We start from the raw sequence: 12065 nt of genomic DNA, 5'->3' as shown, positions 1-12065 counted from the left end.
CCAACTCTCGTTAGGATTTTCTTTTATTTTGATTTTTAAATTCTTTTTGTAGATGATCAATTTCACTTTCGATATTCTTTAATTCACTATCACTTAGTTTCGTGAATAAAAGCAACATATCAATTTTAAAAAAATTACAGAATTTAACTAGAATTTCTATTGTTGGATTAGTTTCAGCTCTCTCGATTCTACCAACATGATTACTTGAAAGATTAAGTTCATTTCCAAGTTGGAACTGAGAAAGTTCTTTCTTTAGCCTGTGTAATTGGATAAGCTTTCCAATTTGAATTTTTAATTCTTCTACTTCCCATTTATACATTCAGTAAATTTTGGGCTTTCTAAAATTTTTCATCAACACATATATGTTGTTGTATTGTTTTTTTTATTACATTTGTAAAATAAGTTATAATAAATGTAGCTTTGCGATACTTCAACGAACATTAGAAGCTATTGCTTAGAACCTTGCTTTTGAAAACTGGTAATTTTTATGCACGCAAGAGGATAAGTAAGTTGGCTCACGACCTAGGCGTGGGCTCTCTTATCTGTGTGCAGGGTATACCAGTACCTCAAAAGCGGATATTGTAGAGTCCCATGCCGTTTTTATTTTATGCTGTTCTGCTTTTCTACCATTATCTTTCTAAGCCAGCTTTACCATCTACAGTATCGTGATATGTTACAATGGGGTGTACAATCCATTGCGGCTTTCGGGCTTTTATAAAAACACAAATTCTATCATATTACCCTTGGTTTGTATGGGCAGGAGGTTCAGGCACCTGTGCTTAGGACTTCCTCCCTTACTTTCCAGTAAAAACCGTATTACAGACAACATAGTATTTAGCTACAGAAAAATGAACATCAACTCAGCGTATACAAGTATGCTGGAAGGTAGAGCTATGTTTCATCCAATACAACTTCATTAAAGAAAAAAACGATCCAATCTTATACAATTATAGATCACAAAATACACATACACCCATGAAAAAAATTAAAACAGACTTTGAAACCCGTCTTTGGGCAGACAGCAGAAAACGTTCCGGGCTCCAGCTGATGGAAACCTTCTTTCAGCTCAACGACCTGGCCGCCTCTAAAAAGACGTTACATAATATTATGCATTACGCAGTCAAAAAGAACAGCTGGATGAAGGAAGATCCGTCCGTTCTTTTTCACTTCCGGGAGTCGATGCAGTCGTTTGTCCGGACAGGTTATCTCATCACGCTGAAGGAAAAGAAATGGGCCGTCAATATGAAGTTGGAAGACGTTTCTCCGTTGGTGCTGGGTTTGCTTTCGGAAAAAGAATATCAAAATCCAATGTTGGTTTTTAAAAAAGCATTCAGAGAATACAGCATCAAGGAGTTTGATTATTTCCTATCCGGGATGGTCTATTTCTCACTGGGAATCTACGACCACCTCCCGGAAAGGAATATCGTAAATCCCTACATCCATCTGATTAAAATGCTGGATGCCGCGCACCTTATTTTGGAAAGGAAAGGGTAGTACATGCCATTTTACCTCTCTTGTCATTCCGACGAAGGAGGAATCTTGTTGATAGATAAGATTCTTCATTTCACTTCGTTGCATTCTAAATGACAGTAGGATAAGTTATATGTAGACTTCCATAACTTCTTTCTTCCAGCTTCTATCTTCAAAACACCAGCTTATGTCATTCCGACGAAGGAGGAATCTCATTGATCGATAAGATTCTTCATTTCACTTCGTTGCATTCTGAATGACAGTAGGATAAGTGATCTTTACGACGTTCATAACTTCAAAATACCAGCTCTTGTCATTCCGACGAAGGAGGAATCTCTTTGACAGATAAGATTCTTCATTTCACTTCGTTGCATTCTGAATGACAGGAGGATAAGAGGTCAATGAAGTCTGGTGTAAATTGTATACACACTAGTCTCTGAAAATGAAAATATACCACACATAAGCAAAAAGACAGTATTTTTTTAATAACTATTTGATGGATTCACAATAAAAATATATTTTTGCAGCTAACAGTGTAAAAGTCTTCATTGATGGATATATTGTTTCTACTTAAAAAAACTAAAAACTAAACCAAACTTGAAAACTAATTAAAATCATAAACATGAACAAAACTACACGGGATCTCTGATTCATCAGAACTAATTGTTTCGGCAATTTAAAACAACACTACTTCCTCAACATTTCTTCGGAACTGTAAGCCATAGGTAACCCATGGCCTATTTGATTATTTCCTGAAATCAGGCGAAAGAATACCAGGGTATTTCCGCTATCGGTTGAGGGAAAGAAAAATGCTTTTCACGATGCATAAGGAAGGTTGCTGTTGTACCAATGATGATGTTAACTATCTATTTCACGAAAATACGTTCAAAATCAATGTGTATTCATTGATCTATATCCTTATAACCATAATCCAGTGCCCGGTAAAAGGGTAGATGGGAAAATGACGGCGAGCGAATCATTTAAAAACCAAAGAATATAATTTACTATTAAACATTAATTTTTACACTATTATGACAAAAAAACTACTAACCATTGCCTTCGCAGGCTTATCGTGTACTATGGCTTTTGCAGCTGATTTATATGTTCGAAACGGGGGCGCAGGCGGAGCTTATTCTACCGTAAGTACAGCAATCACAGCGGCTTCAGACGGGGATCGTATCATCATTCAGCCTAAAGCGAATGGAGAAGCTTATGTAGAAAATCTGATTATCAATAAATCACTGACTTTTGTTTCTGAAACCAATTATACCAAATATATTATTCAGGGAAATGTAAGCATCAATCCGGCAACAGGAAGAACGGTGACGATCAGCAATCTGAGCTCAGGATATTACGGCATGTACAATGTAGAGGCAACTTTTCCAATAGGTACGGGAAGAACGATCATTAATATTGTGAACTGTGATCTGCATAATGTTTTAACAGATAAAGTGAATTTCACGACCAACATCTCCGGCTGTACAATTAGCGGAAACTTGAAGTTTTCTCACGGAAGATGTACTGCTAATAAAGCACAGAGCATTGCCGTGGTAGCCACGCAGGACAGCAGCCCTGTTGGATCTGATATTGAGGTGTATGGTAATGTATCCAGCTCATTTATATCCAATTCTCAATCCAATTATAATTTTAAGTTTAACAATAATTTTTGCACTGGTATTTATATTTACGGTCTTAAAGCAGGAAGCTCTAACGAAATCATTAACAATACCGTCTATAATTATACTGCCGCAGATACGGCTCCGTTTTACGTCAACTTAGGGAATAGCCTTAATGCAGGGAATATTGCTATTATCAACAATGCCTCTTCTTTTGTGGTAGGAGGAACCAATGCGTGCATTCAAAACAAAAGCAATAATGTTGCTATAACCGCTAATTATAATGTATTCACCAATACTTTTGTAACAGAAGGTAATATGACGCAGAGCGACAATTCCGGATCAATGACCCTGAATTTCGACAATGCAGCGTATACGGTAACCGGAATGAATGTAAATGCCGGAAATCCTGCGATAAAATACACCGATTTAGACTTAACAAGAAACGACGCCGGCCATTATGGAGGCTCTAACAGCTGGATCAATTATTGGCCGGCAAATAATGCCAATAAACCTCAGGTAAACTATCTGTCGACTCCAAGATCTATTACCAGCGGAACTTTCAACATCAGCGGGTCTGGTTTTTCTAAATAATTTCTAACGATATAACAATATGAAAAATTATATCTATAGTATAATTGCCCTGTTGATGGTGATGCTGTGCCCGGCACAAGTATTGGTCAGCCAGGCAGAATATTTTTGGGATATCGATCCCGGAACAGGAAACGGAACTCCGGTATGGGCTGCTGATGGGGCTTTCGATAACGTTGTGGAACAGCTTTCCAAAACAGACATTGCCACACCGGGCAGCGGTTTACACAAATTCAGTATCCGTGTTAAGGACAATACGGGAGTTTGGGGACCGGTTTTCACCAACATTATTAATGTTCAGTCTAATCAGACTTCTGCAATAATAGCTGTTTCGCAGGCTGAGTATTTTTGGGATACAGACCCAGGAGCAGGAAATGGGAATCCCGTATTGGTTGCCGATGGTACTTTTGACAGCGTTATTGAGCAACTAAATGCAATAGGAGTTGTCACTCCGGGCAGCGGTTTACACAAATTCAGTATCCGTATTAAAGACAATATGGGAGTTTGGGGACCGGTTTTTACCCATGTCATTAATATTCAACAAACTTCAGCATCTCCATTAATAGCTGTTTCTCAGGCCGAGTATTTTTGGGATACAGATCCGGGAGTGGGAAATGGAACCGCTTTATTGGCTGCTGATACAAATTTTGACACCTCTTTTGAGCAGCTGGCTGATGCAGGAATTGCTTTACCGGCTAATGGCTTGCATGTATTTAATGTCCGAATTAAAGATAATACGGGTGTTTGGGGTCCTGTTTTTAGAAATATTATTGATGTACAGACCACAGCTTTTACAGGCTGTTGGCAAAGCCTTATCACAAGAGGGGACCATTCGGTAGGAATTAAAACAGACGGAACCTTGTGGGCATGGGGAAGTAATACATCAGGACAATTAGGGGACGGAACCACATATGCCAAACTTACCCCCGTCCAGGTAGGAACATCAGCAGATTGGAAAAGTGTTTATGTCGGCAACAGGCATACCCTTGCCATTAAAACAAACGGAACGTTGTGGGCATGGGGGAACAATGCTTTTGGGCAATTGGGAGACGGAACTACAATGTTAAAAAATGCTCCAACACAAATCGGAACTGCAACAGATTGGCAAAGTCTTGGCGGTGGAGCTGAACATTCCGTAGGGATCAAAACCGATGGAACGCTATGGGCATGGGGCGGTAACAGCTATGGACAACTGGGAGACGGAACTACCATTTCGAAAAATATCCCAACACAAATCGGAACGGCTGCCAATTGGAAAAGTATTCGTGCTGCCAATTATCAGACGTTAGCAATCAAAACCGATGGAACGCTATGGGCATGGGGAATTAACAACTATGGACAACTGGGAGACGGAACTTCCGTTTCAAAAAACACTCCAACACAAATCGGAACTGCTGCTAACTGGAAAAGTATTGATACAGGAGTTCAGCATTCGGTAGGAATCAAAACCGATGGAACGCTATGGACCTGGGGAGGTAACAGCAATGGACAACTGGGAGACGGAACTACAGCTTCAAAAACTACCCAGATACAAGTAGGAACAGCCACTAACTGGCAAACTGCAGCGGCAGGAAATGGTTTTACATTTGCAACCAAGACAGACGGAACCCTTTGGTCGTGGGGCAGCAATAATTTTGGACAGTTGGGCAATGGTACCAGTACAGGAAATATTACATCACCTGCACAGGTAGATTCCTCTTCAGACAATAAGCAGGTTTTCGCAGGTGAAAATCATATTCTTGTACAGAAATTTGACAGTTTTCTAAAAGTTTGCGGACGAAATGATAGCTGGCAGCTAGGTGACGGTACGAAAGTTAACAAAAATACATTTATTTCTACGGCTTGCCCTGGGTATTGTATTCCTCCGACACCGGTTTCATCTGCCAATATTACTTCTTCAACGGCTACTCTTAACTGGACAGCCGCAACGGTGACACCTGGCCAGGGGTATGTATATCTTTATAGTACCAGCCCAACGGTTGGAGGGATTCAGGGAAGTGTACCTTCTACTTCCACCACAGCCAATTTAACCAATTTACTCCCTGACACTACTTACTATTGGTGGGTGGGATCTAATTGTGGATTCAGCCCGTATATCTGGATCCCGGGAGGTTCCTTTACGACACTTTCTACCACTGCAACAGGCTGCTGGCAAAGTGTGAGTGGTGGTATTAATTACTCAATGGGGCTCAAAACTGATGGAACGCTATGGGCTTGGGGAGATAACTATGAAGGAGAGTTGGGCGACGGAACAACGATCAATAAAAATACCCCAACAAAAATCGGGACCGAAAATAATTGGGTGAAAATAGCTACCGGGTCTTATTTTTCAGTAGGCATGAAAGCCAATGGATCCATATGGACTTGGGGAGATAATTATTATGGGCAGTTAGGTGATGGAACTACAACCAACAGAAATATTCCAACGCAGGTAGGTACCGCAACAGGATGGTTGGATATTGCAACGGGGGTAAATCATACATTCGCGATACAGTCAGATGGAACACTTTGGGCCTGGGGCTATAATAGGTTTGGACAGTTAGGTGATGGTACTCTCATTAACAAAAGCATACCTGTACAAATCGGAACAGCAACAGACTGGCTAAGTATCGCCTCCGGAGGATCTCATACCCTTGCTATAAAAACCGATGGAACGCTATGGGCCTGGGGAGATAATTATTATGGGCAATTAGGTAATGGTACTACAATAGCAATAAGTTCCCCTATTCAAATCGGAACGGCAACGAATTGGAAAACGGTTACTGCAGGAAACGATCATTCGATAGCACTCAAAACAGATGGAACGCTATGGACCTGGGGGTATAATGACAGGGGACAATTAGCTGATGGAACTACAAGTTCAAAGAATATCCCGACACAGGTAGGAACAGGAGCCAACTGGCAAAGTGTGAAGACGGGTATATACGGTTCTACTATAGCCATAAAAACCGATGGAACGTTATGGACCTGGGGGTATAATGGCTGGGGGCAATTAGGAGATGGTACAGAAACGAATACATCTACACCTATGCGTATCGGAAATGCAACTGACTGGCAAAGTATTGCGGCAGGAGCTAATAATACGTTTGCTGTCAATGCTAATGGATTTCTGGCCATCAGTGGTTATAATTTCAAGGGGCAGATAGGAGATGGTACTTATGCTCAAAAGAAAATTTTCACACCCGTTGCTTGTGGTACAGGTAGTGGAACTGTTACTAAAGTTTCGACTTCCGTTAAAGGGAGTTTAGCGGTTGATGAAATTACAGCAAAAGCAGATCAATTAAAGGTCTATCCAAATCCGGTACAGGATATCCTAACGATTTCGTTTGACCAGAAGATACTGTCGGTAGTGGTTTACAATGCAGCCGGACAGCAGGTCCTTACGAAGGCTATCAATGATACGAAAGGAACCATTGATGTTTCCGGACTCGCATCAGGGGTTTATCTGGTTCAATTAAATGCTGCTAATGACGTTGTGAAAACAGTAAAAGTAATCAAGCGATAAGCATTAAAAATTTAATAGAATTGCTAAGATTTCTTTATATTTGAAATCTTTCAAAATAGCGCCACTTATCTTTAAGTGGTGCTGTTTTTTTAAAACGAATTGCTATTTTTAATACATTAGAAAAACAAAAGCTATATCCATTTAAAATTCTAACATCATGAAAAAAACAATCCTTGGTTTCCTTCTCTTCAGCCTTTCTCTGGTAAGTGCACAAACCATTGAATCGGGAAGCCGCAGCACAACGGGCTACATCAAACCGGACGGAACCATTGAAAACAGCAGCCGTTCCACAGTAGGGTACATCAAATCCGACGGAACCATCGAGAATAAAAGCCGCTCAACCATCGGCTACATCAAAAGCGACGGCACCATAGAAAACAAAAACCGCTCTACCGTTGGCTACGTTAAAAAAGACGGAACGATTGAAAACAGCAGCCGTTCCACCATTGGCTACATCAAAGACGATGGAACGGTAGAAAACAGCAGCCGCAGCACTATTGGCTATGCCAAAGGAATTAAAAAAGAGTGGGCAGCAGTAGTGTATTTCTTTTTTAAGTTAGATTGATCATCTGCGGAGAAAATAAAGAATTTGTACGGTTTATTTGCGTCTATTACATCCTATATCCCTTCACCCCATTGTATAACCCTCTCAAGGAAGTATAACATGGGTCTGGCTGCCTTTGAATAACTCCCTGAAGGCCGTTCGTAAGCCCCATGGCCCCCTTACATAAGTATTTTTACCCCCTTGGGTAAGGGGGTATCGACGGTTCCTCAAGTGGCGATAGGCCGTTAAGAAGACGCGTGAGAGGGCTAGGGAAGTGCCTGCTGACTTTTCGGAATGGCCTACAGGCTTTGTGGTGGGGTTTTGTTAGGCTTAGGATGTTTTTGAATGTTTGATATATAATACTAAAACCACACGAAAGGATGCGTGTGGGAGCGGGAGTAAAAAATATTTTGAAAAAATACGAACCGAAAAAATAAAAACACCTGAATTATTCAGGTGCTTTTTTAATTAGTTTTCGATTGAATTATTATCTTTTTTAAAAGCTTCAATCATTTGATCCCTTCTTTCTTTTGTAAGGGTTTTACTTTGTGGATACGGATTACTTTTAAATTCCTCTCTCTTTTTAATATATTGTTCTCTTGATACAGGAACGCCATTTTGCAAAGGTGCAATTTCTACCGCCTTTTTTACAATTCCAATTGCTGTGAAGGAGTGATATTTATTCTCGTCACTAACTTCTAAAATTAAGCCTGTTAAACCTTTAAATCTAAAAGGGCCTTCCGAGATCGGAATTTCTTGTGTGTACCAAGCTGTATAAACTCTATGACCGAATTTCGTAGTTGCTTTATTACACTTATATCCAAGAATCGTTTTAACATCTTTATAACCAGTTTCCCAATTTAAATAAGTATTTTCAATTGTATAAAAATCACGATTTATATTTGTTGTAAAAAAAATCTTAGAATCCTCTCTATATACAGAATAACCTACCTTATATTTAGGTAATTCAGCAGCTTTAATTTCAACATTGCTAGCAGTTTGGGCCTCAATAGTTGCTTTCTTGATGGCATTTCTTGCAGCTAGATATTGCTGACTATAAAACAATGAATAATTAGAATTGAAATCCAATAACATAAGCTCTTTGAACCTATGATTTGGGTCTATATCTGTTGTATCTCGTACAAAAGAATATTCATATTGAACTTCAAGTTCTGAAAGAGATTTTTTAATTTGCTGGGAAAATACATTAGCAAATGAAAGTATTGATAGTATTAAAAAGTATTTACGCATCCTCTAAATTTAATTAATTCTTTTGTGGTTACCACATTCCCAACATAGGATTGGTAAATGGTGCAGAACACTCATCTTCCATTTGTTGTAAGTCTGTTAAAAAGCAATCAATTGTATCGTTTGGCCCTACTTCAATAGTTTGTGTATAACCGCAAGAGGATGTAAGGGTAACAGAGTGATAAATGAACTTAGCTGTAGTAACAGCATTTACTTCTTTTGTTTCTGTTTTAACTTCGGCACTTTTTGCGCTTACTAATCCAGCAACACATACGGTTGCTAATAAAATCATTTTTTTCATAAAATTTGTTTAATGAATTAATATTTATTTTAAAAATTCATTTCAAATGTATATAAATAAATCAAATCACATGGGAATTATTTTTTTATGTTAAGTTGCTATTTTTTAATTACTTGCATTGGTGGGTAAAGCGCCTCGCTACCGACGATTGTATCGTGTGGTTTTAACTTTTATATTATAATAATGTTCAATTTATAATACTTAAACTACACGAAAGATTCGTGCATTAGAGGGGAGAAATAAAAAGTTTGTGAAATAGTTTATATTTGTATCAATTTCCATTTCCATTTCCATTAACGCATGATTAAACAACTAATAACAGATTTGGCTTATGATAATATAACCCTATCACAAGCACTAACTCGCTCAAAAATAATTGCATCTAAAATCAACAATACTACATTCAAAAGTTGGATAAAAAAAGAAACGGAAGGTTATGATGAGAATGATGAGCTTCCGGATTATAGAACCATTCCTACTCCCTGTTTTTTAGTAGCAGAATTTCCATTTGGAGAGACGCAACATGTTGAGATTTTAATTCCGGACAAGTATGGAGATGAAATTCAGCAAAAAACATATTTTCATAGAGTATCAGGTCCAATTAATACAATAATTGAGAATATAGAATCGATAGAAGGGCCTAGTGGAAATATTTCTTTAAATATTAAGCAAGTTAATCTTTATAGTAAGTTATATGTGAGTAATAGTAATTATGTAATAAGAAGTGGTTACAAATCTATTGGAAAAGTACATTTAAAAAATATTATCGAATTAACAAAACAAAAGCTATTAGATACTCTTATGAATTTAGACAATGAATTTCCAAATTTGGAAAATGATTTTGAGAACACTCGAACAAATAAAGAAATGGTTCAAAATATTATAACTAATAATATACTTGCACCTAATAACAGCTTAAATAATGCGGTTGGTGCAAACGCGACAATAACATCTAATTATACAAATACACTTTCTGAATCTCAAGAAAATAACTTAAGACATTTGGGTGTTAATGAAAATGAAATTCAAGAATTAAATACTATCCTTACGGAAAACAACAAAGAGAGTTCTACATTCCCAAAAAAACTAATGGCATGGAGTGCAAGTGTTGCTTCTTCATTAGCAGCAAGAGGGCTATATGATGCTATACCTAAAATAAGCGAATTTGTAACTCAATTAATGTAAAGTTTTACCTTATCAGAATACACCGAATATGACTGACTCACTCACGAAATGGCGCTAAACTTTATAGCTCTTTATAGGATCTTGAGAAATGTTATTTTCGGTGAAGAAATAGCGGAACTTTCTTATTTTTGTTTTACTGGAGGAATCAGGTATTACAAGATCCTACCTTAGCAAATAATGAAAGTTTTAGGAAATACTTATTGCTAGATTAAATAGTTTTATTAGTTTAGACGCTTAACAAAAACTGATTTATTATGCCAAAAAACGAAAACGGAACAATTGAGTGTCTAAATGACAAAAATCACAAAATGATAAAAGGTGAAAGCTCTTATATGGTGCCTTCATTTAAAAAACCTGACAATGTTGGAGAACCTTTATTATTAGAAGTGACAAAAGGCTTTGCTTATGATATTCATTATTGTGAAGAATGTGGGTATATGGAGCTTTATGATTATAAGGACGAAGATGAATAATCAAAAAAGCCCCTTAACTGGGGCTTTTTATTATGGGAGAATAGCGTCTTCTTCTTCGGGATCGTAACTAGCATCTAAATTTCTAATGTCTTCAGCAGTGTAAGTTATATTTTTATCTTCATGCCGAAATTCCAAAGGAGTGTTGTAGTTTGGATTAGAATTGATTTTATCAAGTATGGCAGTTGCTCTGTTGTATTCCTTTAATATTTCTATCTCATCAGGTTCAAGCTTATCAATGTCACCTCCACAAGGGAATCTGTAAACATTTTTGCCAATTTCAATTTTCATTATAATTAATTTTCCTTCAAAGTTAGCGCTTTTCCTTTAAGTGCGAAGAAAAGGTTTTGTAATTGATGGACGATTTAATTTTTAATTAATCATCGTAGTCTCTCGATTTCACTAAACGTACTTTTGAAAATCTGCAAGTAAAACTATCGTCAGGATTTATTTGATAGTTTGATGTATTTTTTCATATCAAAATCAAAGAGTTCTTGTAGTGTTACATTAAGTTCTTTGCTTATTATGAGTAGGGTATCGTATCGGGGATTTGTATTGCCTCTTTCTAATTCTCCTATTGTTTTTTTTGCATGCCCGGTTCTTAAACCTAATTCTTCTTGTGAAATAGGCTTATTGGTCTCGGGGTTTATAACTTTCTTTCTTAATTCAGAAATTCTATAACCAAGAGCTTTTTTACAGTTATTAAGGTTGATTTCATTCATTAACTGTAAAATTCTAGGTTTGGAATTAAAATCTAGGATACTTATATGTATCCTTTTTGGATTTTTTTATTATCTTTGTACAATAAGCTACAATAAATGTAGCTTTGTGATACTTCAAAGAATATTAGAAGCTATTGTTTAGAATCTCAAACTGAAAACTGGTAATTTAAAGCAACGAGACGATAAGCAGGAAGCTCACGACCTAGGCGTGGGCTCTCTTATCTGTTGCAGGGTATACCAGTACCTCAGTTTAGATATTGTAGAGTCCCATGCCGTTTTTATTTTATGCTGTTCTGTTTTTCTACAATCATCTTTTTCTAAGCCAGCTTTACCACATACAGTATCATGATATGTTACAATGGGGTGTACAATCCATTGCGGCTTTAAAGCTTTTATAAAAACACAAATTCTAT

General features: G+C 37.4%; 11 protein-coding genes. 6 read left to right on the top strand and 5 right to left on the bottom strand.

What is annotated here, in order from left to right:
- Window positions 1-10: 10 nt before the first annotated feature.
- Entirely contained in the window at window positions 11-319 is a 309-nt protein-coding gene (locus SB679_RS10250) for a helix-turn-helix domain-containing protein (protein ID WP_410702160.1), read from the bottom strand.
- A 656-nt stretch (window positions 320-975) separates the two neighbouring features.
- Here SB679_RS10250 and SB679_RS10245 point away from each other — a divergent pair.
- The 4 genes from SB679_RS10245 (at window position 976) to SB679_RS10230 (ending at window position 7747) form a co-directional block, all read left to right on the top strand.
- Window positions 976-1494, top strand: coding sequence for a hypothetical protein (locus SB679_RS10245; RefSeq protein ID WP_410702159.1), 519 nt, complete (start codon window positions 976-978; stop codon window positions 1492-1494).
- Between the two features lie 1007 nt (window positions 1495-2501).
- Window positions 2502-3680 (top strand): hypothetical protein, encoded by a 1179-nt coding sequence (locus SB679_RS10240; protein WP_410702158.1) that lies wholly within the window; start codon window positions 2502-2504, stop codon window positions 3678-3680.
- Between the two features lie 19 nt (window positions 3681-3699).
- The gene (locus SB679_RS10235; RefSeq protein ID WP_410702157.1) at window positions 3700-7182 is read left to right on the top strand and encodes a T9SS type A sorting domain-containing protein; all 3483 of its coding nucleotides are present in this window, start codon (window positions 3700-3702) and stop codon (window positions 7180-7182) included.
- Between the two features lie 157 nt (window positions 7183-7339).
- The gene (locus SB679_RS10230) at window positions 7340-7747 is read left to right on the top strand and encodes a 5-fold beta-flower protein (protein WP_410702156.1); all 408 of its coding nucleotides are present in this window, start codon (window positions 7340-7342) and stop codon (window positions 7745-7747) included.
- 447 nt (window positions 7748-8194) lie between these two features.
- Here the strand turns inward: SB679_RS10230 and SB679_RS10225 are convergent, their stop codons facing one another.
- Together SB679_RS10225 and SB679_RS10220 are read right to left on the bottom strand one after the other, a co-directional pair.
- On the bottom strand, window positions 8195-8977 hold the full coding sequence (locus SB679_RS10225; RefSeq protein WP_410702155.1) for a GLPGLI family protein: 783 nt from the start codon (window positions 8975-8977) through the stop codon (window positions 8195-8197).
- A 28-nt stretch (window positions 8978-9005) separates the two neighbouring features.
- Complete coding sequence (locus SB679_RS10220; protein ID WP_410702154.1) at window positions 9006-9275, bottom strand: hypothetical protein; 270 nt, start codon at window positions 9273-9275, stop codon at window positions 9006-9008.
- A gap of 300 nt (window positions 9276-9575) precedes the next feature.
- On the opposite strand from SB679_RS10220, the gene SB679_RS10215 reads away from it, so the two are divergent.
- Both SB679_RS10215 and SB679_RS10210 read left to right on the top strand, forming a co-directional pair.
- Window positions 9576-10460, top strand: coding sequence for a hypothetical protein (locus SB679_RS10215; protein ID WP_410702153.1), 885 nt, complete (start codon window positions 9576-9578; stop codon window positions 10458-10460).
- Between the two features lie 254 nt (window positions 10461-10714).
- Window positions 10715-10933, top strand: a complete 219-nt coding sequence (locus SB679_RS10210; protein WP_410702152.1) for a hypothetical protein — start codon at window positions 10715-10717, stop codon at window positions 10931-10933.
- Window positions 10934-10963: 30 nt separating this feature from the next.
- Here the strand turns inward: SB679_RS10210 and SB679_RS10205 are convergent, their stop codons facing one another.
- Together SB679_RS10205 and SB679_RS10200 are read right to left on the bottom strand one after the other, a co-directional pair.
- Window positions 10964-11221, bottom strand: a complete 258-nt coding sequence (locus SB679_RS10205; protein WP_410702151.1) for a hypothetical protein — start codon at window positions 11219-11221, stop codon at window positions 10964-10966.
- 149 nt (window positions 11222-11370) lie between these two features.
- Entirely contained in the window at window positions 11371-11652 is a 282-nt protein-coding gene (locus tag SB679_RS10200) for a helix-turn-helix domain-containing protein (protein ID WP_410702150.1), read from the bottom strand.
- Window positions 11653-12065 lie beyond the last annotated feature (413 nt).

Source organism: Chryseobacterium sp. SIMBA_029 (genome assembly GCF_046535275.1).
In the GTDB taxonomy this organism is placed as follows: domain Bacteria; phylum Bacteroidota; class Bacteroidia; order Flavobacteriales; family Weeksellaceae; genus Chryseobacterium.
This window is presented reverse-complemented; position numbering and strand designations above follow the sequence as displayed.

Excerpts from the sequence above, each read along its gene's own strand:
- SB679_RS10210 (WP_410702152.1), top strand. The coding sequence starts at position 10,715 with ATGCCAAAAAACGAAAACGGAACAATTGAGTGTCTAAATGACAAAAAT.
- SB679_RS10205 (WP_410702151.1), bottom strand. The coding sequence starts at position 11,221 with ATGAAAATTGAAATTGGCAAAAATGTTTACAGATTCCCTTGTGGAGGT.
- SB679_RS10250 (WP_410702160.1), bottom strand. The coding sequence starts at position 319 with ATGTATAAATGGGAAGTAGAAGAATTAAAAATTCAAATTGGAAAGCTT.
- SB679_RS10245 (WP_410702159.1), top strand. The coding sequence starts at position 976 with ATGAAAAAAATTAAAACAGACTTTGAAACCCGTCTTTGGGCAGACAGC.
- SB679_RS10230 (WP_410702156.1), top strand. The coding sequence starts at position 7,340 with ATGAAAAAAACAATCCTTGGTTTCCTTCTCTTCAGCCTTTCTCTGGTA.
- SB679_RS10200 (WP_410702150.1), bottom strand. The coding sequence starts at position 11,652 with ATGAATGAAATCAACCTTAATAACTGTAAAAAAGCTCTTGGTTATAGA.
- SB679_RS10235 (WP_410702157.1), top strand. The coding sequence starts at position 3,700 with ATGAAAAATTATATCTATAGTATAATTGCCCTGTTGATGGTGATGCTG.
- SB679_RS10225 (WP_410702155.1), bottom strand. The coding sequence starts at position 8,977 with ATGCGTAAATACTTTTTAATACTATCAATACTTTCATTTGCTAATGTA.
- SB679_RS10215 (WP_410702153.1), top strand. The coding sequence starts at position 9,576 with ATGATTAAACAACTAATAACAGATTTGGCTTATGATAATATAACCCTA.
- SB679_RS10220 (WP_410702154.1), bottom strand. The coding sequence starts at position 9,275 with ATGAAAAAAATGATTTTATTAGCAACCGTATGTGTTGCTGGATTAGTA.
- SB679_RS10240 (WP_410702158.1), top strand. The coding sequence starts at position 2,502 with ATGACAAAAAAACTACTAACCATTGCCTTCGCAGGCTTATCGTGTACT.